The sequence below is a fragment of the Oleiphilus sp. HI0132 genome (assembly GCF_001635845.1).
Genome location: NZ_LWGJ01001012.1, coordinates 1 through 403 on the forward strand (window position 1 = coordinate 1; position 403 = coordinate 403).

The 403-nt window shown below is 47.6% G+C and carries 1 protein-coding gene; it reads right to left on the reverse strand.

All coding sequences use genetic code 11. The features are described 5' to 3' along the window. Window positions 1-221 precede the first annotated feature (221 nt). On the reverse strand, window positions 222-403 hold a 182-nt coding region (locus A3766_RS31995; protein ID WP_231882892.1), incomplete at its 5' end, for a hypothetical protein.

Genomic DNA, 403 nt, shown 5'->3' on the forward strand with positions numbered 1-403 from the left:
AGCTATTATCTTTTCTCGGTGCAGGCCACAGGCCGCTCTGTGTTCTCGGTGGTGAATCAGCTTTTATGTCTTAATCTTTAAGGGATAAACCGATGAACCACCGAGGACACCGGGCGCTTCGCTGCACAGAGGAAGGGATTGAGACACATCTAAATGAAAGCTTTAATCTTTTCTCTGTGTAGGCCGTAGGCCGCTCTGTGCCCTCTGTGGTGAACCGTCTTTTATGTTTTGATCTTTAAGAAACAAACACTTGAACCACCGAGGACACCGAGCGCTTCGCTGCACAGAGGAAGAGATTGAGACACATCTAAATGAAAGCTTTGATCTTTTCTCTGTGTAGGCCGCAGGCCTCTCTGTGCACTCTGTGGTGAACCTGCTTTTGCGTTTTGATCTTTAAGGGCTA